The sequence below is a fragment of the Amycolatopsis australiensis genome, assembly GCF_900119165.1.
GTDB classification, from domain to species: Bacteria; Actinomycetota; Actinomycetes; order Mycobacteriales; family Pseudonocardiaceae; genus Amycolatopsis; species Amycolatopsis australiensis.
This window is the reverse complement of sequence record NZ_FPJG01000002.1, coordinates 1-22,210: the sequence shown is the minus strand read 5'-3', so window position 1 is coordinate 22,210 and position 22,210 is coordinate 1. Positions and strand designations below refer to the sequence as shown.

General features: G+C 70.1%; 24 protein-coding genes and 1 pseudogene. 4 read left to right on the top strand and 21 right to left on the bottom strand.

Going from position 1 to position 22,210, the window contains the following annotated elements; translation table 11 throughout:
* Positions 1-56: 56 nt before the first annotated feature.
* From BT341_RS44010 to BT341_RS00460, 17 genes are all read right to left on the bottom strand, one after another.
* A complete protein-coding gene (locus tag BT341_RS44010; RefSeq protein WP_143168424.1) occupies positions 57-833 on the bottom strand; it encodes a hypothetical protein in 777 nt (258 codons plus the stop codon).
* A complete protein-coding gene (locus BT341_RS00535; RefSeq protein WP_143168423.1) occupies positions 830-1,552 on the bottom strand; it encodes a YczE/YyaS/YitT family protein in 723 nt (240 codons plus the stop codon). The genes BT341_RS44010 and BT341_RS00535 overlap by 4 nt, the downstream gene beginning before the upstream one ends.
* Entirely contained in the window at positions 1,549-2,052 is a 504-nt protein-coding gene (locus tag BT341_RS00530; protein WP_072474374.1) for a cupin domain-containing protein, read from the bottom strand. The genes BT341_RS00535 and BT341_RS00530 overlap by 4 nt, the downstream gene beginning before the upstream one ends.
* Positions 2,053-2,144: 92 nt before the next feature.
* Positions 2,145-2,870, bottom strand: a complete 726-nt coding sequence (locus BT341_RS00525) for a hypothetical protein (protein ID WP_072474373.1) — start codon at positions 2,868-2,870, stop codon at positions 2,145-2,147.
* Complete coding sequence (locus tag BT341_RS00520; protein ID WP_072474372.1) at positions 2,867-3,499, bottom strand: hypothetical protein; 633 nt, start codon at positions 3,497-3,499, stop codon at positions 2,867-2,869. The genes BT341_RS00525 and BT341_RS00520 overlap by 4 nt, the downstream gene beginning before the upstream one ends.
* Positions 3,459-4,013, bottom strand: coding sequence for a VUT family protein (locus BT341_RS00515; RefSeq protein ID WP_218177713.1), 555 nt, complete (start codon positions 4,011-4,013; stop codon positions 3,459-3,461). Before BT341_RS00515 ends, BT341_RS00520 begins: the two co-directional genes overlap by 41 nt.
* 154 nt (positions 4,014-4,167) lie before the next feature.
* Positions 4,168-4,404 carry a hypothetical protein gene (locus tag BT341_RS00510; RefSeq protein WP_072474371.1) on the bottom strand — a complete coding sequence of 79 codons (237 nt, stop codon included), beginning with the start codon at positions 4,402-4,404 and terminating at the stop codon, positions 4,168-4,170.
* Between the two features lie 222 nt (positions 4,405-4,626).
* Entirely contained in the window at positions 4,627-5,703 is a 1,077-nt protein-coding gene (locus tag BT341_RS00500; protein ID WP_072474369.1) for a DNA-methyltransferase, read from the bottom strand.
* A gap of 328 nt (positions 5,704-6,031) precedes the next feature.
* Positions 6,032-6,493 (bottom strand): XF1762 family protein, encoded by a 462-nt coding sequence (locus BT341_RS00495; protein ID WP_072474368.1) that lies wholly within the window; start codon positions 6,491-6,493, stop codon positions 6,032-6,034.
* The gene (locus BT341_RS00490; protein WP_245804857.1) at positions 6,490-7,299 is read right to left on the bottom strand and encodes an adenine nucleotide alpha hydrolase family protein; all 810 of its coding nucleotides are present in this window, start codon (positions 7,297-7,299) and stop codon (positions 6,490-6,492) included. The genes BT341_RS00495 and BT341_RS00490 overlap by 4 nt, the downstream gene beginning before the upstream one ends.
* Positions 7,296-8,165 carry a GP88 family protein gene (locus BT341_RS00485; RefSeq protein WP_072474367.1) on the bottom strand — a complete coding sequence of 290 codons (870 nt, stop codon included), beginning with the start codon at positions 8,163-8,165 and terminating at the stop codon, positions 7,296-7,298. The genes BT341_RS00490 and BT341_RS00485 overlap by 4 nt, the downstream gene beginning before the upstream one ends.
* 116 nt (positions 8,166-8,281) lie before the next feature.
* Positions 8,282-8,548 carry a hypothetical protein gene (locus tag BT341_RS00480; RefSeq protein WP_072474366.1) on the bottom strand — a complete coding sequence of 89 codons (267 nt, stop codon included), beginning with the start codon at positions 8,546-8,548 and terminating at the stop codon, positions 8,282-8,284.
* A 95-nt stretch (positions 8,549-8,643) separates the two neighbouring features.
* Positions 8,644-9,363 carry a hypothetical protein gene (locus BT341_RS00475; protein WP_072474365.1) on the bottom strand — a complete coding sequence of 240 codons (720 nt, stop codon included), beginning with the start codon at positions 9,361-9,363 and terminating at the stop codon, positions 8,644-8,646.
* 47 nt (positions 9,364-9,410) lie between these two features.
* Positions 9,411-10,364 carry a L,D-transpeptidase gene (locus BT341_RS00470; RefSeq protein WP_218177712.1) on the bottom strand — a complete coding sequence of 318 codons (954 nt, stop codon included), beginning with the start codon at positions 10,362-10,364 and terminating at the stop codon, positions 9,411-9,413.
* Positions 10,365-10,439: 75 nt separating this feature from the next.
* Positions 10,440-12,395 (bottom strand): S53 family peptidase, encoded by a 1,956-nt coding sequence (locus BT341_RS00465; protein WP_084742706.1) that lies wholly within the window; start codon positions 12,393-12,395, stop codon positions 10,440-10,442.
* Between the two features lie 334 nt (positions 12,396-12,729).
* Positions 12,730-13,167, bottom strand: a complete 438-nt coding sequence (locus BT341_RS45095) for a hypothetical protein (protein WP_177328700.1) — start codon at positions 13,165-13,167, stop codon at positions 12,730-12,732.
* Between the two features lie 140 nt (positions 13,168-13,307).
* Positions 13,308-14,138 (bottom strand): hypothetical protein, encoded by an 831-nt coding sequence (locus BT341_RS00460; protein WP_072474364.1) that lies wholly within the window; start codon positions 14,136-14,138, stop codon positions 13,308-13,310.
* 429 nt (positions 14,139-14,567) lie between these two features.
* Between BT341_RS00460 and BT341_RS00455 the strand changes: the two genes are divergently transcribed.
* The 3 genes from BT341_RS00455 to BT341_RS00445 all read left to right on the top strand — a co-directional run bounded on the left by BT341_RS00455 (position 14,568) and on the right by BT341_RS00445 (position 17,646).
* A complete protein-coding gene (locus tag BT341_RS00455; RefSeq protein WP_072474363.1) occupies positions 14,568-15,116 on the top strand; it encodes a helix-turn-helix domain-containing protein in 549 nt (182 codons plus the stop codon).
* 164 nt (positions 15,117-15,280) lie between these two features.
* Positions 15,281-16,138 (top strand): ATP-binding protein, encoded by an 858-nt coding sequence (locus tag BT341_RS00450; protein ID WP_177328699.1) that lies wholly within the window; start codon positions 15,281-15,283, stop codon positions 16,136-16,138.
* Positions 16,132-17,646 carry a LuxR C-terminal-related transcriptional regulator gene (locus BT341_RS00445; RefSeq protein WP_072474361.1) on the top strand — a complete coding sequence of 505 codons (1,515 nt, stop codon included), beginning with the start codon at positions 16,132-16,134 and terminating at the stop codon, positions 17,644-17,646. Before BT341_RS00450 ends, BT341_RS00445 begins: the two co-directional genes overlap by 7 nt.
* Positions 17,647-17,687: 41 nt before the next feature.
* Here BT341_RS00445 and BT341_RS00440 read toward each other — a convergent pair whose 3' ends face one another.
* Entirely contained in the window at positions 17,688-18,914 is a 1,227-nt protein-coding gene (locus BT341_RS00440; protein ID WP_072474442.1) for a cytochrome P450, read from the bottom strand.
* A 791-nt stretch (positions 18,915-19,705) separates the two neighbouring features.
* Here BT341_RS00440 and BT341_RS44000 point away from each other — a divergent pair.
* Complete coding sequence (locus BT341_RS44000) at positions 19,706-19,945, top strand: hypothetical protein (protein WP_143168421.1); 240 nt, start codon at positions 19,706-19,708, stop codon at positions 19,943-19,945.
* Positions 19,946-20,031: 86 nt separating this feature from the next.
* Here the strand turns inward: BT341_RS44000 and BT341_RS00435 are convergent, their stop codons facing one another.
* The 3 genes and pseudogenes from BT341_RS00435 to BT341_RS45090 form a co-directional block, all read right to left on the bottom strand.
* Positions 20,032-20,388, bottom strand: a complete 357-nt coding sequence (locus tag BT341_RS00435) for a hypothetical protein (RefSeq protein ID WP_143168420.1) — start codon at positions 20,386-20,388, stop codon at positions 20,032-20,034.
* Positions 20,389-20,783: 395 nt separating this feature from the next.
* Positions 20,784-21,479 (bottom strand): tetratricopeptide repeat protein, encoded by a 696-nt coding sequence (locus BT341_RS00425; RefSeq protein WP_072474358.1) that lies wholly within the window; start codon positions 21,477-21,479, stop codon positions 20,784-20,786.
* Positions 21,480-21,510: 31 nt separating this feature from the next.
* Positions 21,511-22,210 (bottom strand): annotated as a pseudogene (locus BT341_RS45090) (ATP-binding protein); the annotation flags it as partial.

The window sequence follows — 22,210 nt, the reverse complement described above, 5'->3', positions numbered from 1 at the left end:
GGTTCTCGGACGCCCCGTCTACGTATTCAGTTGTGGCACATCCCTGTGCCGGTGTTTCAGCTCGCTTTCTTCAGGTCCATGAGCGGCAGGGGCTGCTGCTTCGGCGCCTTCTGGCGCTGGGCAACCCAAAGCGCGAAGAGTTCGTTGGCCACGTCCGTCATCGAGCGCCCGGCCTCGTTGCAGGCGTCCTGGAACTCCTGCTTCAACTCCGGCGTGACGGGCACGTCGACGTTGGCCGTGCGCCCAAGTCGTGGTCTACCCATAGCCATGTCGTAGTTGTATCGGACGTCTCCTCGTTGCGACGTCTCGACACGCTGATCTCGCGCGAGTTTCTTCCGGAAAAAACTCCGGCCGTGAGCGCGGCGGCGGGACGATGGGCGCGGGTGGCTCTCGGGGAATCTTCCCTGGTCACCGCAGGTTGCGATCACGTCGAGTGCGCCTGCGGTGGTCGTTCCTATGTGGACGGCGGCCATCTCGGGCGCGACGAGCGGCGAGACGTGATCGCGGCCGACAGCAGCGACCTGGCGGCCGCGAGCAGGCCGCGACGCGCGCCCGGCAGACGTCGTGATCTGCTCCCGGCGATGCACGGCGAGCCGTCCGCTGCGCATGATCCAGCGAGCGATTCCAGTACGGCGGGAGGCAAATAAGACAGTCCACAATGCACAAAAAGTGGACTTTGTCAAGCATTTGAGTCGGCTAAAAACCGTTGTGTCGGCCGGGTTTTTCGGTGTTGGCAGTGTCCAGTCAGACCGCGCGGGAGCGCGAATCGCGGTAGCGATCCAGGCTGAATCGGGCGGGGACGCGGCGTGGCCGCGAAACGAGGTCGTGTTCATGTGGTCTCCGCGGCAGCGTGACGTGCTCGTACTGGGCGTGGTTGTGCCGACGTCGGGGGAGCGAGCGAGGGGATCCGCCGGAGACGGCGGAGCGCGCGGGCGATCACGGGACCGCTGGCCAGAGCCAGCACGACCGTGCCCACGCCGACTGCCCCGGTTCGGACGGCCTCGGCGGGACCGAAGATCGCCGTGGCGCCGGCGACGAAGACCACGTCGATTCCGATCCGCGCGAGCGCGAGCCGCCACCCGTTGTGGCCGCTGGCCTCCCGGTCTCCGCCCAGGACCAGCATGAGCCCGTCCCGGGGCAGCGGGCCGAGAGCGGCGGCCAGGTACAGCGCGACGCCGAGGCAGAACAGGCCACCACCGGCGGTGAAGACGATCAGGCGCACGACCAGGCTGTTCAGCGATGGCAGGAAGGCCAGGACGGCGTCGGCGGTGACCGCGGGGACCACGAGACCGACGGCGGTGCCGATGCCCGGTCGCACCTTCAGCGGGAGGAACGTCGCGAGCAAGGTCGCCTGGCAGGCCAGGATGCCGAGCCCGAGTGTCCAACCGAGCTGGTGCGCCACGGCCAGGTGCACGGTGTCCATTGGCACCATGCCCAGCCGGCTGGCGACCAGCAGTGCGATGCCGACACCCATCGTGAGCGTGCCGGTGCCCAACACCGCGAGTCGTGCCCAGGGCAGCCGCCGGGCAGGAACGGAAGCCACGGCGCTCACCGGGAGACGATGTGCACGGTTGGACGGGTCAGCTGGTCGTCGAGCTGCCCGGCGGCATAGCGGCGTTGCAGGTCCGCGACGCGCTCGGCGACCCGGGCGTCGAGGTCTGGACGGCGGACGACGTCGGCGTTGAAGGCTTCGTCGGTACGCGCTTCGAGCACCACGGCGGGGTTGACGGGGTCGAGGTTGCATCCGATGTGCGGGACTCCGGGCGCGATCCAGAGGACGGACCCGGGGGCATGCAGCAGGGGTTCCAGCTCCTCGCCGACGAGGGAGGCGATCATGCCCTGGTGCACGAACACGATGATCGGCGAGTGCTCGTGGATGTGCGGAGCCGCGTGGTGTGCGCCTTCCATCCGCACCATCCCGCACGTGAGGCCTTTCGGGTCCACGACGCCGGCGTGGACCAGCGGCGCGAGCTTCTGATTCTGCGCGCCGAGGGCGTAGGGCGGGAAGCCCGGCGTCTGAATGCGGAGTTCGTTCGTGAGGTCGGTCGACATGATGTCCTCTCAGGGAAGGGAAGTACGGCTGGTGGGGCGCTCTTCGCAGCACCGCTGGCGAACGCGGGCGGGCGCCGGAGCGAGGTGGCGGTTCACGGTGTGATCCGGGCGGGCCCGGGGAGACGGGCGGCGTAGTGCGGGATCGTGTCGGGCGCGCGGTGGGTGACCAGCTGCCGGCGAACGACCTCCGTGGTGAGCGCGACGGGGCGTCCGGCGCCGCTGATGACCGCGTGGGAGACGAGCGCGGGGGCCTCGTGGTCCTGGTGCTCGTCGACGGGTGGGCGGGCGAGCAGGTAGGCGGCGCGGTGGAGTCCATCCAGGACGTCGTCGACGGGCTGGCCGCCGTCGCGCAGGGCGCGGCGGGCGCCGAGGTCGGCCCCGAGCAGGGCCTCGTGGACGTACTCGGTGACGGTGGCGACGGTGAAGATCGGTCCGGCCATGGCGCCGAGCAGCCGGATTTCGCGTCGGAGCACGATCGTGCCGACCGGGAGGTCGAGCAGTGTGGCCGAGGCCTCGCCGAGCTCGTGCGTGACGGCCGGTGCGGTCTGCTCACCGCGGAGGGGAAATCCTGCCCACCAGCGGACGGCGTCGAGGAAGCGCGGGGCTGTCCGGATCATCCGGGCAAGCCGGTCACGGTCGGCGGCGAATTGCTGCCCGTCGCTCAGGTCGGGGTTGGTGGTCGCGGATCCGGTGCAGCTCGCGGTCGCCGTGCGGTTCCCAGTTTCGCTCGCGGATCCGGTGCAGCTCGCGGTCGCCGTGCGGTTCCCAGTTTCGCTCGCGGGTGCGGCGTCGGCGATGACGAGTGTCGGTCCGGTCATGGTTGGCCTCCGAACAGGTTGGGAACCGGCCATCGCGCCTGACGGTCGAGGTTCTGGTCGGGCCCGTAGGTGATGAAGGTGCCGTCGGCGGTGTCGCACCCGAACAGTTCTGTGATCTGCCAGCGCCGGGCGCTGTTCACCCGCCCGACGTGGAGGTGCTTGCCGTGCTCCTTGGCGGCGATCTCCAGACGATGGGCGGCGCGCGACAGCTTCCACTCGGTGGTCCCGCCGACGAACAGCGCATCGATCTCGTGCCAGGGCACGTCCTCGACGGTGAGGCCGTTCTGCGCGACCAGGGCCGCGGGGTATCCGAGGTTGCGGATCAGCGGTAGCCACGGCCTGGACCGCTCGAGCGACGCCGACCCCATGCGCTCGCCGAGGGCAGGTTCGAAGCGGTCCGGAGCGGACACGAACAGGCAGTTTTCTCGCCAGGGCAACAGCTTCTCCAGCCACGCGATCCACCGTGCATCGCCGGGGTAGCCCTTGCGGGAGTAGCAACCGGTGTCGGCGGCCCATTCGACGTCGGGCAGCGGCATGCGTCCCTCGGCGGGGGTGCACATCTGGCCGAGCTCGCCGGCGCGCATGGCGTCACGCACCTTCGGCGAGCTGGGGTTGGCGAGGTACAGCACGTCGTGCCGCTTCGCGGACGAGCAGGTAGAGGCCGGTGATCCACACGGCTTTCACCAGTAGTTGCCCGGCGACGAGGTCGGTGGTGCGTGGGAGCCCGGCGATGGTCAGGAACAGCCAGGTGTCGATGAGCGCACCGACGGCGTTGGAAACGATCAGGGCGTGCCGGAATCCGCAGTGCAGGCGCATCGGCGTGTAGATGGCGAGGTCGGCGAGTTCGCCGAGGGTGAACGCGACTGCGGACGCGACTGCGATGCGGAGGTCTCCGCTGATCGCGGAGACGGTGATGCCCGCGGCGATGCCGGCCGTGACCCAGCGGAGGCCCGCGACGTCTTGGAGGTGGTCGCGGAAGCTCATTGCCAAGCCGCTGGCGAAGGTGCCGGCGGTGACGGTGAGCCCGAATCCTGCGGGGACGACGCCGAAGTAGGTGGTGGCGACGTTGCCGAGGGTGATGCTGGCAACGTAGGCGATCAGCAACGCGAGCGCGGCCGGACGTCGGGGGGAGCGCGTCGGCACGGCAGTCGGTGATCCCGCCTGCATCACCGCGGGGGTCTCGGTTGCGTCGGCGGGTGGGATCGCGGCGGCGCGATCGGGTTCGTGCGCGATCATGCCGTCGCTCCGAGAAGCTGGGTCGCTGGCTGGCTCGCAGCTGGCGCGCGATGTCCGCGGTTCAGCCGTAGAGCCAGGTCATCGATGTGCTCAGGCAGGCTGCGGCGGATCCCGCGCCGACGGTGTACAACATCGTCGCGCCTCTGATCAGCAAGGCAGCTTCCTGCGCGTTGGGCTGGCGGTGCAGCAGTTCGGCGAGGACGTCGCCGGCGTTCGCGCGCTCGTGACCTGGCTCGATCACCAGTTGTAGGTCCGGGTCGTCGAGGTAGGTGGGTTTCGGCGGCCGCGGGTCGGTCATCGTCGTCCTGTTCCGGTCGTGGGGTGCCGCACGGCATGAGGCCACGGCGGGCGGCAGGCTGGCTGGCTTCGGCTGTTGTGGCGACCGGCTGGCCGCGGCCGACGTTGAGGTGCTCGGCTTCGGGCCCGTGCAGGCGGCCTTGGCTGCGGCGCGGTGATCCAGCGTGCATCACGGACGCCGCTTGGGCGACGAGGGTCGGGCGGGGTGCGGGTGGGTAGGACGTCATTCGGTCAGCCCTCCGAAGAGGTCGGGTTGGGCGGGGTCTGCGGGTGCGGCCTTCGCCGGGTCGGTGCCGGCGGCGCGGGCGCGCTCGCGTGGGTCGGTGGCGCGCCAGCGAGCGAGGCGGCCGTAGTCGGCGGAGAGGTCGACGCTGATTCCGGTCCGCCCGTTGAGGGCCGCGGTGAGCGCGGTGGTGGCGGTGCCCCCGAAGGGGTCGAGCACGACGCCGCCGAGGGGCGACCAGGCGCGCACGAGGCGACTGGGCCATTGCGGTGGGAAGACGGCGTAGTGGTCGACGCCGAGCGAGGCGGGCACGGTCAGGGGCTGGGCAGAGACCAGCCACACCGAGCCCGGGATCCGGCCGCGCAGGTGCTGCCGGTGCCAGGCGGCTCGCTGGACGTGTTTGCCGGGCCCGAAGTGCTTGACGCGCCGGGAGAGGGCGCGGTCGCCGTCGTAGAGCTCGCGGATTTCGTCGAGGTCGGCGTAGTAGCGGGGCTGGGTGGTGAGGTGGACCCAGTCCTCGTGCGAGCGGCGCACGCGGTCGGTCACGGACTCGGGCAGTCCGTTGGGCTTGGCCCAGATGATGACGGCGCGGGCGATGAGGCCGAGTTCGTCGACGGCGGCGATGCGGAAGCGCTCGGGCAGCAGCATGAGCGACTTGTTCGGGATGCCGGTCCGGCGCGGGTCGGTCTGGCGCCAGGTCGCGGCGGTGTCGGTGCGGTGCTGTCGGCCGTGCACGCCGGTCTGCGTCTGGCCTTGGGCGCCGGAGTACTTGTCGCCGAGGGCGAGGAAGATCGATCCGGTGGGCTTGAGGACGCGGACCATCTCGCGCGTGCAGTCCAGCAGTGCGGCCAGGTAGTCGCGGGGGCTCGGCTCGTCGCCGAGCTGGCCGACATAGTGGTCGCCGCCGTCTTGATAGGACCGTAGGGCGTAGTACGGCGGGGAGGTGACCACGAGGTCGACGGAGGCGTCCTGCAGCGGGAGCGCGCGGGCGTCGCCGCGCAGGATCACCGGCATCGGCGGGGCGAGCACGGCGTCACCGGGTGCCGGCGTGCTGTCGGGCCGCGGGTGGTGGTCCATGGTGCTCCTGGTCGTGATGGGTCCGGGTGGCCGGTGGCGGCCGGGCTCCGGGGTGGCCGTGGTTGGCGACATGCGGCTGCTGTTTCGGCGGCCGCGCTCCCGTTGGGGGGTTACGGGGCGGTCGCGCGCGCCATCGGTGTGGAGCCCGGCGGCCGCCGGTGGTGCTGGCCTCCTTCCTCGTTGTCGGCGTGCCCCGTGGTGCGGGGCCGTGGTCGCCGTGGGCGGCCCGGTCGAAGCGGGCGGCACCGGACGGCGGGCTGGGGGCGCGGGCTGGTGCGGTTCACGTCGGCTGAGCGCCGCCGGGGCGGCGGGGCGCCGGGCGGGGGCGTCACGTGGCCTCCCAGAGCGTGCGGGGGATGGCTTCGGTGCCGAGGACGGCGCGGGGACGGCTGGGCCTTGTCCACCCGGGCCGGGCTGGGCGCTCGGCGATGACGCGCCAGCCGGAGGCGCGCAGCGACGCGCCGCTCTCGGGGCGCTGGGTGTAGGTGATCAGCCGGCTGTAGCCGAGGGCGAAGGTGGCGCGGGTGACAGCGCCGTAGAGCATCGAGTTCGCGTTGCGGGTGCCATCGGTGGTCGTGCGGGTGACCTCGAGCGTGGCGCCGTTGTCGAGCATCCGGGAGACAGGGCGGCCGACGATGGCGACGCCGCGGAGGACGCCGTCATCGTCGGCGACGCCGACGCAAAATTTGCAGCCGGGGGGTCGCTTGTGAGTGCGGTGCCAGGTGTCGACGAAGCCTGCGGCGTAGGCGAAGGGCACGGGTACCAGGTGCAATTTCGGCACGGAGGTCATGTCATGCACCACCCGGAATCGCATCCGCTGTCGGTGTCGGCGGGGAGCAGCGGGAGCAGTTGGACGCCTGGGTCGACGACGTCGCGTAGCGGGCGCCCGAACCGAGTCAGGTACACCGCGTCCTTGCCGAGCGCGGCGCGGCGGGCGTTGAGCAGGTCTTCGAGGTGGCAGGCCCGGTTGAACAGTGCGGGTTCCTCGGCGCGCATCGTCGCCCAGACGCTCGGGCGGTGGTACGGGCAAAACCAGCACGCCGACTTCGGCGGCACCGGGAGCCCGGCGGCGGCGATGAGGCGCGCGCAATCTGTGCGGCGCATCCTCAGGTCCAACAGGGGGTAGACGATGTGCTCGTGCGGCTCCACTCGGCGGGTGTTCGCGCGGTGGATCTCATCAACGCTGATCCCGATGTTCACCGTGGCCGGTGCGGCTGCGCTCGCGCCGTGGGCCCTGAGCCATTTGCCGATGACGCGGATCTTGAAGTCGGCGGTGCACGAGCGGGTTCCAGGTGCACCGTTGGACATGCGGACCGGGATCGGCAATGACCGAGACCCCGGGCGGGTGAGGCGCTGCCAGAGGGTTTCGGTGGTGCCGTCGCGCTTAACGCGGTCGAGTACGTGGAGGGCCAGGCCGTGCTTGGTGGCCCAGGGCTCGGCGACGTCGCGGACGTAGCGCAGCGTCGCCGGGTGCTCGGAGTCGTCACCGACGTTGGCGAACAGGGCCGCGTCGATGAGGATGTGGCCTTGTGCGGCGAGTACGAGCATGGCCGTGGACTGCACTCCTCCGCCATAGCTGATCACCGAAAGCGTCACGAGGGCCTCGTTTCCGCGATCGGGGTTTCGCTGTCAGCGAGCGGAGCGACGTCGACGGGCCGGTGTGATGCAGCGCGGATCAGCCCGGCGGGCCCGCGACGCGGTTGACGTCGCAGCGTGTCGTTGACGCGCTCGCTGCAGGGGCGGCGGCCGCGGCGGGCGTCGTCTTCGGCCTGCCACTGCCGGAAGGTGCGGCCTTCCAGGCGGGTCAGGAACTGCGCGATCTTGTTGGCTGGGATGCCGACCGGAGCTGGTCCGAGGACGGCGAGCAGGTCGGAGTCCTCTTGGGAGTGCCAGCCGGCGGCGTCGATGGCCGCTCGGGTCGGGAAGACGTCGGCGACGCGGTCGCGCCGGTCGTCGAGCAGCTGGTCGTCGCGGCCGCCGAAGCTGTAGACGAAGAGGAAGTTCTCGGGTGGGCTCGGCTCGACGAGGCGTCGGAACCGGCGGATTTCTTTGGTGTAGCAGTAGAAGTTGGTGCGTGGGGTGGCTCGCATGACGCGCAGCCAGGCGCGGGTGTAGGCGTCGGAGAGGAAGTCGCCGGCGTCGTGGATTCGGACCCAGGCGCCGGTGAAGCGCGCGGCGGCGAGTTCGGTGGTCATCGCGTGCTCCCATCCGGGTAGGTCCTCGATGACGTAGGCGAGGTTGGCGAGGTGGCGGCGGCGGACGTTGGCGAAGCGGTAGGTTCCGGCCAGCGCGTAGCAGACGTGCGCGCAGATGCCGGCCGATTCGCAGGTGCGGATGGTGACGCCGTTGAGGCGGGCCGAGAGCGCGGGCAGCGTCCAGGTGTAGACGCCGGCGTCGGCGAGTCGGCGGTTGCCGCGGCTGAGCAGCCTTGTCGGGCGCGGCGTGGGCGGTGGCGCTGGCACGGAAACCTTTCTGCGGTAGGAGTTTCCGGGTGTGGGGCGCCGCCCCGCCCACACTCGGTGCTTCCGGTTCCGGTGTCAGCGATACGGGCTGGATCACCGGTGTCGGAGGCGGTTGGTCACCACCAGATGCGGGTGCCGTTCGGCTGGACGACGAGTTCGCGGTTGCCCGGCGTGGCCCAGATGCGGGTGCCGTCTGGCTGCACGATGCCTTCGCGGGTGTCCGGGCTGACGGTGGCGGTGCCGATCGCGGCGCTCGGCGAGGCGGTGATGCCGTGGGAGTACGAGCCCGGTGTGGCGGCCGCGGCGACGCCGACGGTGCCGAGCGCGGCGGCACTGGCGAGGCCGCCGATGACGATGATCCGGGCGATGGTCTTGCTGATCACGGGTTCTCCTTGAGGTGGGGGCTCGGCGGCCCGCTCCCGGGGAAGGTGGAGCGGGCCGCCTAGCCGTGGGGGTTCTGAGCGGCGGGTTAGGCCGCTCAGCCGGTCACCGGGTGGTGGCCGTCGCGCGGGACGGGCGGGGGCGCCGGCTTGTCCGGCGTCGAGCCCGGCCGGTGCGTGCCGGTGGGCGGCTGCTTGCTGGGCTTGCCGCTGGGCTGGTGGGTGGGCTGGCCGCCGGGCGGCTGCGTGGGCTGGCCGGTCGGCGGCTGCTGGGTGGGCTGGCCGGTCGGAGGCTGGCTGGTCGGCGGCGGGGTGCCGGTGCCGCACTTGACGACCGCGACCGTGATGGTCTCGACCGCCTTTCCGCCAGCGCCGGTGATTTGGACCGTCGCGCCTGCGCCGCCGCCGAAGCTGACCTTGAGGTTACTGGCGGCGGGCGCGCTGCCCGAGTGGCTGTAGGTCGTCTTGCCGTTCGAGCACTTCGCGCTGACTGAGCCGATGGACTTGCCGCCGACGGTCAGGTTGCCCACGGTCGCCTCCGCGATTCCGGCACCGGCTCGCACCGTGATCCCGGTCGCCGAGAAGGTCCCAGCTTTGCCCGCGGCGGCGCCGGATGCGGTCTTGACCGCGCCGTTGCTCGATACCGACGGTGTGGCGCCGACCGGGTCGACGCCGCTGGCCGAGACGCCGTAGGCGGTCGAGGTGGTGGCGGCCGCGTCGGCGGGCGCTCCGGCGGTGAGCACGAGCGCCGTGGCGCTGGCGATGAGGGCGCCGCCAGCGCCGATACCGGCGAGAACGGTTCTGGATGTGCGGACCACGTGGTCCCCCCTTGCCTGAAGTGGCCCGGCCGGGCCTGGATGGGTGTTCACCGGATCAGCACCGGGGACCCGATCGGGACCTGCGTGCTGATCACCTGCAGCGCGTCCGGCGGAATCCGGACGCAGCCGTCAGAACTGGGGCGGCCATAGACGTCGGCGGTGGGCCAGGTGTGCAGGCCCACCGTTCCGGGGCCGCCGCCGTAGGTGGAGTAGGTGTCGCTGTGGGCGCCGGTCGGAAGGACGATCGGCGAAAAGGTCGGGCGGACGTCCTTGATGGACGCGAGGATGAACGTGCGGGTCACCGGGGTCGGCGAGCCGGGCTTGCCGACCCCGACCGTCCAGTGCCCGACCCGCGCTCCTTCGCGGTACAGGTCGAGGGTGAACCGGGCGCGGTCGACCTCGAGCCGGTACGAGCTGTGGGCGGTGCTGACGGTGTCGTCAAGGTAGAGCCATCCGGCTCGGTCGTTCGGCCGGGTAGGCAGCAGGACCTCGGCCCACCCGGGTTGCTCGGCGACGACGGGCAGCCAGGTATCGCTGACGAGTTCGGTGGGCGGCAGCGCGGCGATCGCCGGGCCGCCGGGGGCGGCGTAAACCGGGATTACGGCGGTCGGGTGGGCCAGGCGGCCGCTGGGGACGTCGCGCGGCGCGGGGTCGGCCGGTGCGGCGGGCACGGCGCCGAAGGTGTCGGCGCGGGGGAGTCCGGCGAGCTGCTGCGCGGTGACCGGCTCGGGCTCGATCACGGCGACGTCGTCGACGTCGATCCCCATGCGTGCGAACGATCCACGCTGAATCACCGCGTCGGATCCGCCGGTGCCGCAGCCGGCCCACGTGAGCGCGCCGAGGACGGCGAGCGCGGCGAGGATGCCGATGGCCCAGCGAGTACCGCGGCGGTTGCGGGCGGACTCGGCGGCTGGGCGGCGGTGGCGGCCGCGGGCGGGCGTGGCCGGGCTGGTGACGTCGACGGCGGTGGGCTGGTCCTGGTGCTCGGTGTCGTCGGCCACGGCGCGACCTCCTTCCTGGTTGAGGTGATGGGGCGAGGTGGCTGCCGCCCCCGGGTCGGCAGCCACCCCGGGGTGCTACTGGCCGAGAGCGGAGACGAAGCCGGCGGCCGGGGTGCCGACGCCGGTCACCGGGTCCCAGCCGGTGCCGGACTGCAGCGTCTGGGGCTTGCTGTCGAGGTCGAGCAGGTACGAGCCGGACGCCGTGGGCACGGTCACGGATCCGAAACCGGCCATGTACGGCGACCAGATCCCGGCCTTGACCGGCTTCACGTCGGTGATCTGCGCCTTTCCGCTGAGTGCGTAGAGCGCGGCGTTGAGGAAGCCGAGCCGGTCGCCGCCGTGGGCCTGCTGGGCGTTGGCGACCAGGCCGACGAGGATCGGCGCGGCGAGCGACGTCCCGCCGCTGGAGTAGGCGGCGTAGCCCTGCGGGGTGGTGAAGCCGATCGCCAGGCCGGTGTAGGAGTCGGCGAGGGCGGAGATGTCCGGGACGGCGCGGTGGCCGCCGGCGATCGCGGCCGGGACGACACCCTGCTGGTAGTCGGGCTGGTCGTAGATCTTGCTGACGCCGCCACCGGCGCCACCGGCGAAGCGGCCGTCGGCGTCGGTCTGCGGGGTCCAGGCGCTGCCGGACTGGGTGTTTCCGCTGTTTTCCCAGCCGGTCTGGAACTTCACGCGGTTGCTGGCGTCGAGCGCCACCGAGGTGCCGCCGACGGCGGTGACCCACGGGTGCGAGGCCGGATAGCTGGCTTCGGCGCGCCCGGCTGCGGCCGGGGCGGAGTTGTCGCCGGAGTCCCCGGAGGCGAACAGGATGGCCTGGCCCTGAATGGCGGCCTGGACGGCGATGGCGCCGATCTGGTCGCGTTCGGCCTGCGAGACGGTGCTCTCGCCGGGGTAGAGCCACGAGTTGTTGATGACGCTGACCTTGTTGTCGGCGACGGCCTTGTTGAGGGTGTTGAACAGGTCGAGGCAGCTCTTGCCCGCGTAGTAGGTGATCCGCGCGGCCGGGGCGACTTCGTGGATGGCCTGGACGTCGAGCGCCTGCTCGCTGGCCCACGAGTCGGGCCCGCAGCGGTCCTGGTCGGTGAAGGTGCCGGGGAGGACGGCGCTGTACTGGCCGCTGGTCAGCGCCGGTGCGCCGAACTGCCCGGCGGCGCGGTTGGTGTCGCCGACGATGGTGGACAGGTTGTATGCGCCGACGATGCCGACGGTCTGCCCGGCGCCGGTGGCCGAGCTGGGCAGGCCGTAGATCGCGCGCAGCTGGGGGCTGGTGTAGCCGCAGAGGGCGTTGCTCTGCTGACCGGTGGCGTACTTCTGCGGCACGTTCGCGTTGTTGGTCTCGGCCCAGAAGCGGGCGCAGCTGTTGGGGTCGCCGGCCGCCGGGGTGACGCCGGGGCGGGTGCCGTCCGGGCGGATGGCGGTGGCCTGGGCCGGGGTGATGGTCTTGCTCGAGTCGTCGAGACCGAGAACGGCGGTGACGGTGCCGCGGATGGCGGCCGGGACGGTGACGGCGGACTCCGGCGCGGCGAGGACGTGCGTGCGGCCGTCGCGCGTGGTGTGGCGGTAGGTCGCCAGGCTGGTCCGGAACGCGGTCTGCAGCTGGGCGACGTCGGCGTCGGCCTCGACGTAGTGGCGGTTCCCGGCGACGCCGGTCACGCGCAGGCCTTGGCTACGCAGCCAGGTCGTGACCTGGTCGACGCTTTCCTGGGTCGGCCCGAAGCGGGCGAGGAACTCGGCGTTGCCGAGGTGCTGGCCGTACTGCGGCGAGCCCGGCGTGGACACGGCTTTCGCGAGGGCTTCGGCTCCGGCGGGGTCGCGCAGGGCGAGCGCGACCTGAACGCGGCGGTGCTGGCCGGGGTCGGCGTGGCCGACTCGGGCGGCGGGTGTGGCCCAGGTGGGAACCGAGCCTTCGACCGCGGCGCGGCCGTCGGGCGCGGTGTTGTCCTGGGCGGTCGCGGCCGGTGCGGCGGCGATTCCCACGAGTACCGCGCATCCGGCGATGAGGCCGGCCGCGCGGGAAGGTCGTACTGCCATGAATGGCTCCCGTTTCGTTGTCTTTTCCGACGCACCGAGCCCGCTGACGAATTGCCGTTGTGTGCATGCAAGAGATTTCGACCGATGGACGCGTCGATCGGGTCGATTTCCTGCGGTGACCGCGGGTCCCCCTCGGTGTCGGCCAGCAAGGTTGCCGACCTGACCAGCAGCTATGCTTGCCGGACGTCATCACCTTGCATCGGCCTCACTCGCGGTGTCAACCATTTCGGCAGTCATTTTTTGCCGGATTATTCGACGGTTTTCGGCGCACGCCAAGGGCCTCGATCGCGGAATTTAGATCGAGGTGAAGAGTGGCACTTTTGCGTTTTTGGAATTATCCGGTGGTGGGTTCGATTCGTTGTGCGACGAGGTTTCGCTGCGCGCCGCAGACCGACGCGCCGACGCGGGCGACGTAGCCGGTGATCCGCACGCGTTCGGAGTGCGGCGCGGTTCCTGCGCGGACTGCGCCGGACCGGCTCTCTGCGGCCGGTCCGACCAGGGTGAAAACCTGTGAGCCGATGGCCAGTTGAACGCATCCTGGGTGGGGCATCGTCCAGGTGACCTGCCCGTCGATCGTCAGTTCCGGACCGTCGGTGCCCGGCGGCGGTAGTGGAACCGGTGATGCAGGCGGGATCGGCGGCGGGGGAGCAGGAGCGGGCGGAGGCGAGTTGGAGCATCCTGCGAGCGCGGCGGCCGCGACGCCGGCGACCGCGAGAAGAGCGCGCCGATGCCGTCGCGCCGGGGGGCGGGTGGTGTCGTTGCGGCTCTTCATGTTGTCCTTCTGGGGTTGCTCGTCGCTGCACCGTCCAGGGTGGACGGTGCAGCGACGAGGGGGGTGAGCACCGCGGTGGTCACGGTCACCGCGCGCTCGGGCTTGGAGGCTCCGGGGTGTCCCGGGCGATGGCCGCTGCGTCATCCGGCTTCGGCGTGCGAGTGCACTGGGCGTCGTGCCGCGTGGATGGTGTCGGCGGCGAGGATCAAGGAGTTGGGGCAGCGCATTTTCGGCAGGATCGGCGCGAGGACGGCGGCGACCTGGTCGAACGTGGCGAAGCCGGTGCCTAGCAGCCAGAAAGTGTGTGGGCCGTCGGCTCGGCGGACGGCGTAGACCTCGGCGGTGGACGGCAGGTAGCCGAGCGCCCAGCTGCCGGTGAGGTAGGTCGGGGGCAGTTCGCTGGGGTCGTCGTCGGGTTCGCGGCGCCAGTGTGCGCCGAATTCCTCGATGCCGGCCAGCGCAGTGCCACCCCAGCCGTCGGGGCGGGCGCGGCGGCGGTCGAGCTGCGCGGCGAGGAACTCGTCGAGGATGACCTCGACGTGGGCTGGGGGCTCGGGGTTGCGTTTCCAGCCGGCGGCGGCGTCGCGCAGGAGGCCGTCCGCGGCGAGGCTGGTGACGAACTCGCGGAGCATCTCGGTGGTGAGGGTGACGTCGTCGAGTTGCTCGACGATGCGCGTGTGCCCGGCGACGGCGTCGACGCGGGAGCGCGTGATGCCGGCGCGGGCTCGCTCGCTTCGGCCGCCGTGGTCCCGGGTGATCTGGCGGGCGGCGGCTTCGGCGTCGGCCCGCAGGCGGCGCGCGAGCGCGACGAGGGTGCCGTCGAGGCGCAGAAGGTCGGCGCCGACGTCGGCTGTGAGGTCGCCGGGCCCGTGGAGCAGGAGCCCTTCGATCGGCTCGGGAACTGGCTCGGTTCGGCGGCCGATTCGAAGAAAGAGCCGGTCGCGGCGATGGAGCCAGGTGTGCGGTGACATGAACGTTCCCCCCAAAGGTCCGCTCGCGGTGATGCGGGCTGCATCACCGGTTTTCAGGGCTGACCACCGGCCGGGGTGCTGCCATCTTGGTGTGGCTACCCGGCCGGTGGCCGTCGAGGGCCGCGAGGCGGCACGGCCCAGCTACGCCGTGGACGGCTCCATCCCGCGGAGTCGTCTACGGCACGCAGTGGATCTTGTGACGGTGGTCGTTCCTGGTCCGGCAGGCCGCGAGGCTCGTCGAAGCGCAGGCCGCCAGTTCGACACTGGCGCGCAAGTTCGCGATGATCCTGGAGAACGCTTCCCCTCGGATGCGGACTCTGGTTAGTATTTCCATCGAAGATAGACGAGTTTCGCTAGTTGTCAACCAGACTCAGCATTTCGCAGGTCAGGGAGCTGTTAGTCCCGGCAGGGTCGACCGAGGAGGATGCGGTGACGGGCGGCACGAAGACGTCGGCGGTCGAAGTGAGCGGCCGACCGATTCCCACCATGGGTGAGCGCATCCGCTACCTGATCGAGCACGTCCGCCGGCCGGACGGCAAGAAATATACGCAGCAGGACATCGCCGCGGGGGTCACCAAGTTGACCGGCAAGTCGGTGGACTATGCGTACGTCGGGGCCATGATCAACAACAGGAAGGAGAACCCCACCCGGATCGTGCTGCAGGGGCTGGCGTCGTTTTTCCACGTGCCAGCCAGCTACTTCTTCGACGACGAGGAAAGCGTCAAGATCATCCGCGAGATCGACACCGCGGTGGCCCTCCGCGATCCACGGACTCGGGAGCTGGCGCTGCAGCTGCTGCGCAACACCGAGCCTGCTGACACGCACCTGGTCGCGGAGGTCGTCGCTGCGATGAGCGATCGACCTGCCCTTCGCGGTGCGCTGACGCTGATGCTTTCTCTTGACGAGGCGGATCTGCAGGCGGCCGTGGCGGTGCTCGACGCCGCGTCGCGCTACCGCGGACGCAGTGAGCCGACCTGATTCGGCCTGCATAACCGCGTGAGGTTGCCACCTGCAACTCGCCGGTTCACGGTGTCGCTGACCTGCGGTGATTGTCGGTGGAGCACGTTATGGTGGTGGTCGGGAGGGCGGGTGTATGCCGCCGCGGTGATGCCGAGGCCGTAGGGACCTGGGGGAGTGCACGAGTGCTGGGCAGTTATGCGTCGATGAAGAAGGACGGCGAGGGGCCGCCGGGAGGCGGCCACGAAGCCGAGGGCCAACCGGCGCCGCTGTTGCGCGCCGACCTGTCGACGTTCGTCGGCCGCGATCACGAGCTGCGGGCCGCACGCGAACTCCTGAAATCCACCCGGCTGCTCACGCTGAAGGGTCCCGGCGGGATCGGCAAGACCCGACTCATGCGCCGGCTCGGCTCCGTGATCCAGCAGGAAGGCGTGTACCGCGACGGCGTGGTGCTGGTCGAGCTGACGAACGTGCGCTCGAACGAACTCGAGTCGGCTGTAGCCGAGGCGCTGGGCATTCCGGCGAACTCCGCGAGGCACGGAGCGGCCCGGCTCATCGCCCACCTGAGGACCAAGCGTCAGCTGCTGATGCTCGACAACTGCGAGCACCTGGTTGACGACGAGGAAGACAGCGCTCTGGCGCAGCTGGTCCGCACCCTGCTGGAGGCGGCGGAGGACCTGCAGATCGTCACCACCAGTCAGGCCGCGATCCGGGTGGAGGGCGAGTCGTGGCTGGATGTGCCGCCGCTGTCGGAGGACGAGGCGCTGCAGTTGCTGCGCGAGCGCGCGAGCAACATCAACGTCGTCATCCCACCCGTCGACGACGACAACGCGCGCACGGTCGTCAACCGGGTCGATCGGATGCCGCTGGCGATCGAGCTGATCGCCGGCCGGATGGACACGGTCTCGTTGGCCAGCTTGGTCACGCGCACCAACCTGCTGAGCCTGGGCGGGGGACCTCGGCCAAGCGCAGCCACCGGAAGCTGGAATGGACGGTCAGCTGGTCCTACGGCCTGCTTGGCGATGCGGAGCAGCGGATGCTGACGCGGCTTTCGCTGTTGGAAGGCAGCTTCGAGCTTGACGACGCAGCGGCGCTCGGCGCGGACCTTGGGAATCAGGACGTCATCGCCGACCTGCTGAACGGGTTGCACAAGCGGTCGTTCATGGTCGCGGAGCGCCACCACGACGGGCTGCGATTCAGGCTGTGGGAGTCGATTCGGGCGTTCGCGTACGAGCAGCTGAGCGACGAGGAAGCCGACGAAATACGCGAACGGCACGCAGACCACTACGAAGCGCTTGCCATCGAAGGTGCCCGGAACTGGTTCGGGCACGACGAAACCGGCTGGCTCGGCCGCTTGAGCGCCGCGTTGCCGAACCTGCGCGTGGCCCAGGAAACCCGGTTGGCGAACCCGCGCACGGTGCTGCAGGGCATGGACCTGTTCAACAACGTCGCGCGGACACGGCTGTTCTACTTCACCGGCCGGTTGAGCGAGAGCAACCTGATGCTGGAAGCCGCCCGCCGGTGGCATCCCGACGAGCCGAGTCACACGCTGGTGAGCGCGCTGAGCTTCACCGCCACTGTGGCGCTGTGCCAGGGAGACCGCGAGCGCGCCGATACGTTGCTGGTGGCAGCGGAGGCGGCGGCCCGGACACTCGGCTGCTTCCACGACTTCGGGCCGCTGCTCTACGCGCGGGCGACCCGATTGTGGCTCTTCGAGCGCGACTTGAGCGTGGCTCGGCAGTCGATCGAGCTGTTCGAGCAGGCCGAACGCTGGTTCCTCGACAACGACGCTCCGGGCGACGCCTGGATGGCCCGCTTGTTCAGGTCGATGGCCGCGGCGATGCTGGGCCTGCGCGACGTCGCCGTGCGGGAGAGTGCCCGGCTACTGGAGGACGCCGAAACCGCCGGCGCCGCCTGGTGCATCTCCTGGGCCAAGTGGACGTGCGCGCTGGTGGAAATGCTGTTCGGCGCGGACCTCGGCCGGGCGGTGCAGCTGGCGCAGGAGGCCTTGGCCGCGCAGCACGAGATGGGCGACAAGTGGGGCCTACTCTGGACAATCTGGTTGATCGCCCTGCTCGCGGCGCGGCTGGGACGGTTGGCACGCGCGGCGAGGTCGCTGGCCGGCGTGGCGAAATTCCAGCAAGAAGCTGAGGTGATCGTTCCGGCCCTGCTGCCCTTCTGGGAGCTGCAGCGCCAGACAGAGGACCTTCTGCGCCGCGAACTGGACTCGTTGCCGACCGAACGGGAGATCGGGCTCGGGCTGAGCCGCGGCAAGGTCATCGAGCTGGCTTTGGAGACCTTATCCGCCCCGCCGGCGCCGGTGGTCAAGGACGAGCGTCCCAACCGGCTGACCGAGCGGGAGTTCGAGGTGGCCCGGTTGCTCGCGGAGGGACTGGCGAACAAGGAGATTGCCGAGCGGCTGGGGGTGACGCAGCGGACCGCGGAGACGCACGTACAGCACGTCGCGAACAAGCTGGGCGCGCGCGGTGAAGGGCGCCGTGGCCGGGTGCTCAAGATCCGCGAGTGGTTCGAAGAGCACCAGCGACGCTGATCGCGGCCCGGAGGTGATCCCGCCTGCATCACCTCCGTCGGTCAGTGCCCGACGTCGAGCAGCGTCGGCAGCCGGTCCCAGCCGTTCATGATCGGGCTTCGCCGCCGGCGGAGTTCGGCTTGGTCGAGCAATACGGCGCGGGGGAAGGCACGCGCGAACGTTTCGATCGTGACTTCGGCTTCCATGCGGCCGAGGGTTGCGCCGAGGCATCGGTGCAGCCCGTACCCGAAGCCGAGGTGCCGGAGGTCGTGGCGGTCGCGGTGCAGGTCGAGTTGGGCGGCGTGCTCGCCGAATTGGCGTGGGTCTCGGTTGGCGCTGTGCAGGGAGATGAGCACGATCTCGCCGGGGAGCAGGGTGATCCCGCCGTACTCGACGGGCTCGGCGACGACGCGGTGCGTGGCCATCCGGACGGGGCTGTCGTAGCGCAGGACTTCGTCGACGACGTTCGGGATGAGCTCGGGGTGTTCGTGGACCAGCCGCCATCGATACCTGCGGTCCTGCAGCAGCGCTCGCAGGGTGTTGCCGATGAGGTTCGCGGTGGTGTCGTGGCCGGCGTTAAGGAGCAGGAAGAGCGTGCCGAGCAGTTCGTCGTCAGCGAGCTTGTCTGGCTGACCGTCGTCGACGTGGATCAGCGCAGAGACCAGGTCGTCACCGGGCTTTCGGCGCTTGTGCTCGATGAGGTCGGTGAAGAAGCCGACGAGCTGGTCGGAGGCGGCCGGGGCCGTGGCCGGGTCGTTGAGGTTGATGGCATCCACGAGGGGGCGCAACGGCTCGCGGGCGTCGGCCGGTACGCCCAGGAGTTCGCAGATCACGGCGAGCGGCAGCGGGACGGCGACCTGGCTGATCAGGTCGACCTCCTCGTGGAGGGGCAGGTTGGCCACCAGGTCGGCGGTCATGTTCCGGAAGACCGGTTCGAGCGCTTTGACGCGCTTGGTGGTGAAGGCGTACATCAGCAGCTTGCGTAGCCGGGTGTGGCGGGGCGGGTCGCTGAACAGGACGTGCGGGCCGAACATGCCCGAGGGATTCCGGTCGCCGTAGCCTGCGGCCTCAAGCTGGTGCTGGATCGCTTTGACCAGGGCCGCGCTGTCTTTGCTGAGCCTCGGGTCGTCAAGGGCCGCGCGTGCGTCGTCGAAGCGCGTGATCACCCAGACTGGGAGCCCGTCGGGCAGAGTGGCGGCAACGACGGCGGCGCGCTCGCGCTCTCGGTCGCCAACCATCAGCGGATCGGTCCAGTAGTCGGAACCGAAGAAGCCGGCGGTGAGGGTCATCTGGTTCTCCTGTGGTGCACGGTGGCTCCGCCGAGACGGGATCTGCTCGGCGTGGAAGGCGCCCCGCGTGATGCGTCGTGGATTCGCGCGGTGGCCCCCGGCCACGCGGTGGTGCTTCCCCTCGTCCGGCACGCAGTGGTGAGGCGTGCCGAACTTCAGCATCGGCGATCGCCCGGTTCGATTCATCGTCGCTACTACGGAAATAGAACTAAATCGACTACGTAGGGATTTTCACGGCACTACGTAGGAAAATCGGAAAGCGCTACGGAGGCGATTAAGAACCCCCTTTTTACCTGGACTGCAGGCCTTGGCGATTAATCGCGGAAGTGGGACCCTTTTCGATCAGCCGACCGGGCCGTCGATGCATTAATGCAACTTGCAATACTCATGATGCTTCGCAGGGACCTGCTGGTCAGCGGGACCTATCGACGGCTTCGACACGGGGCGTGCGCGCACGTAGCGCCCTCACTGCGCTACTCCGCGCTAGCCTCTTCGCCATTAGCGCATCGTCGGACAAAAACATGACACCGAATGCCCCGCATTGCGTTGACAGTTGCCGCTTTGCGCCTATTGTTGCTACGTCGAGACGATCACGCGTTCGACGGCAGGGCGGTCCGGTAATTCGGACTTCACGAGCGCGGTGCGGAGTACTGGCGCAGGGGGTCGGTACACCGCTCCGCTTCGGGGAAGGTCGCAGCGGGCCCGCCGCGACCGGCGCGCGGCAACGATCCGGCGCAGACGGCCGGTCGTCTCCTCAGGACCAGGATCGGGACGATCAAGGGGTAGGATCGATGGTGACAGTTCAACTCGCCGGCCGACACGGCCGCGCCGAAAGATCGGGGGGCAGTTTCCGGCTGACACCCTTCGGCGGCGTCTCGATCGAGCCGATGCCGCCCTCGCGGCCGCCGACCGATGTGCAGGTGATCGGCCAGCCGGAGTTCGATCAGCTGATGCTGCTGATGCCGGACCTCGACCCGGCTCTGGTGAAGAAGATCATGGGTGTGGCGGTCCGCGACGAGCGCACGCCCTGACCGAACGTGTGCAGTGCACTGCCTCGTGGTGGGGTGATCCAGCCTGGATCACCCCACCACCGGGTCCGGATGACCGGCCACGGCGCTTACGCCCGGCGCTCGATCTGCGCGAGCATCTCCAGGATGGTCGGATCGCCGCCGTCGAACGCTGCAAGCTGGTCATACACCTCGGCGGGCAGCCAGCCTTGAGCCAGGCCGCTGTTCAGCGCCCGCCCTGTGAAGGCTGCTGCGAGGTCGAGTTCGGTGCAGACGCCGAGGCGTACGAGGTGCTGGGCGAACTTGCCGTACGGATCGGGGGTCGTCTCGTTCTGGAGGTGCTGCATCGTCAACTCGACCAGGGTCATGGCCAGTACTCGGCCCGGCGGTCCGGCCGAGAGGCCTCGCTCGATCATCGTGTTGGCGATATCGAGGCGGGGGCGGGGGTCGCTGTTCGATGCGACCACGACGATCAGCGCGCCTCGAGTTGCTTGCCCAGTCGCATTGTTTCTGGATCAGGTCCGGGGAACTGCATGGTGTTGCCTCCGTGACGGTGAGGTTCGCCGGCCGTCGGTCCAGTGTGCAGGTGAGCGCCGTCGGGCTGATGCGGGGGTGTCTGGTCATGCCGTGTGTCGTTGTTCCGCGGGATCTCGGCCTCATCCGCTGGCGCGAGCTTGGCGAGCGCGGCGCTGGCGAGGCCAGCGATACCCCGCCGAGGTCGCTTACCAGCGCGATTGCCTCGGTCAGGTAGCTGCGGGCTTGTTCGATGTTGCCGTTCAGGACCGCGACTTCGGCCAAGGCGCGCAGGACGTCTGACTCGTAGGCCGGGGATGCCGAGCGGTCAGCACCAGCCGGGCGCGGTTCAATCGCTCGACCGCGACGTCGAACCGCTGTCTGTGCGCGTCGATGCGCGCCAGGCCGAGGGCCGTTCGGGCTTCGTCCTTTTCGGAGCGAGTTCGGCGAACATCTGCTGGGCGATGATGAGGTGCAACTCTGCGTCGTCGTACCGGCCGGCGTGCACGTACGCGTCGCCGAGACGACGGTCGCGGCTGCAACCCGCGGGATGCCGAGGGCGTTTCGAGGTGCAGCTCGCGGTGAAGCACTCGATGGCGGTGTCGAGGTCGTTGCGGGCTTGCGCGATGCGTCCGAGCTGTTCCAGCGCCGCGGACTCGGTGCGCCGGTCGCCTGCGGCCTGCGCGAGGTCGACGGCGAGCTGGTTCTCGCGGGCGGCGAGGTCCTGCTGGTCCAGGTCGAGGTGGGCCCGGCCCAGCTGGTAGTGCAATCGCGACTCGGCGACGGGATCGCTGCAGCGTTGCGCCGCGATGATGCCGAGTTCGTGGGAGCGCAGCCACTCCGCGAAGGGCCTGCGGTAGAGCATCAGCTCCCATAGGGCTTCGCACAGCTGCCAGACGAGTTCGTAGTGCCGGTCGAGGAAGGCGTCTTCGAGCACGGCCAGCACGTTCGGCAGTTCGCCGGTGAGCCAGTCCAGGGCGTCGACGTCCGAGGCGTACGCGGCGGCTCGTCCGCCAGCTCGTCGGCCATGGGACTGACCCGCCATCGCAGCGGGATGACGACCAGGTTCGCGCGGGTCATCTCGCGCAGGTACCAGCGTGCTGCGCGCGGCACGACGTGGTCGTCGTCGTGGCGCGCTGGGTGCGTGCGTGCAACCGCACGAGGTCGTGGAAGCGGTAGCGGTCGTTGTGGACTTCTTCCAGCAGGCTGGCGTCGACCAGCGTTTGCAGCGCGAAGGTGATGCGCGGCTCGGCCACGCCGGTCACGGCGGCGGCCAGGTCGGCGCCGAACTCGCGGACCGGGAGCCGGCCTAGCAGTCGGTACAGTTCGGCGACGTGGGGCTCAAGCTCGTTGCGGGCCCAGTCGAGTACCGCCGTTACCTGGTTTTCGGTGCCGGAGAATCGATCGAGAGCGGCCAGTCGGGCTTGTTCGTTGCGCAGCTGCTCCACCACCCGCGATACCGGCCACTTCGGATGGGAAGCCAGCCGCGCCGCCGCCACGAGCAGGGCGATCGGCAGGCACCCGCACAGGTGTGCCAGCTCGGCCACCGCGCCGACGTCTTTCCGGGCCCGTTCGGTACCCAGCAGCTCGGTCAGCAGTACTTCGGCGTGCTCCTGGTCCAGCGGCGGGACCTCGATGAACTGCGCGCCGTCGCTGAACAGCCCCTCCAGGTTCCGGTGGCTGGTGACGACCACGACGCAACCGGCCGACGCCGGGATCAGGGGCCGGACCTGCTGGACCGACACGGCGTTGTCGAGGACGACGACGAGCATCATC